Genomic DNA, 654 nt, shown 5'->3' with positions numbered 1-654 from the left:
CATCATGGCCTCCTACACCCAGGTGTCGTACCTGACTATCATTGGCGTCGCCGCGCTGCCGGCGCTGTTGTACTTCCTGTCCGTGGCGATGTTCGTGCGCATCGAGGCCAAGCGCAGCAACGCCCAGCAGCTCGAAGACCCGGATGCCCCGGGAATCGTCGAGGTACTCAAGAAGGGCTGGCATTTCCTGCTGCCGCTGATCGTGCTGGTATGGGCGCTGATCTACGGCTTTACGCCGACCTATGCCGCGGGCATCGCCATTGCTTCGGTGATCGTCGCCTCCTGGCTCTCCAAGCAGCCGATGACGCCGAAGACCATCGTCGAGGCGCTGGTGCAGGGCACGCGCAACATGATCACCACGGGGATCCTGCTGATCACCGTGGGACTGATCATCAACGTGGTCTCGACCACCGGCATCGGCAACATCTTCTCGCTGATGATCACCGACTGGGCCGGCGGTAGCCTGCTGGTGACCATTGTGCTGATCGCCATCGCCTCGCTGATCCTGGGAATGGGGCTGCCGGTCACCGCGTCCTACATCGTGCTGGCGACGCTGTCGGCGCCGGCGCTCTACAACCTGATGGCGCATGCCCAACTGGTCGATCTGCTCGTCGCCGGCGATCTGCCGCAGCAGGCCAAGGCGGTGTTCATGCT

The 654-nt window shown here is 63.3% G+C and carries 1 protein-coding gene; it reads left to right on the top strand.

Going from position 1 to position 654, the window contains the following annotated elements; all coding sequences use genetic code 11:
- A partial coding sequence (locus AM506_RS23560; RefSeq protein WP_152968658.1) for a TRAP transporter large permease subunit occupies positions 1–654 on the top strand: 654 nt, incomplete at both ends.

Source organism: Rossellomorea vietnamensis (genome assembly GCF_001305855.1).
Taxonomy (GTDB): domain Bacteria; phylum Bacillota; class Bacilli; order Bacillales; family Bacillaceae_B; genus Rossellomorea; species Rossellomorea vietnamensis_A.
The sequence above is the reverse complement of the archived record's forward strand: the minus strand, read 5'-3'. Positions and strand labels throughout refer to the sequence as shown.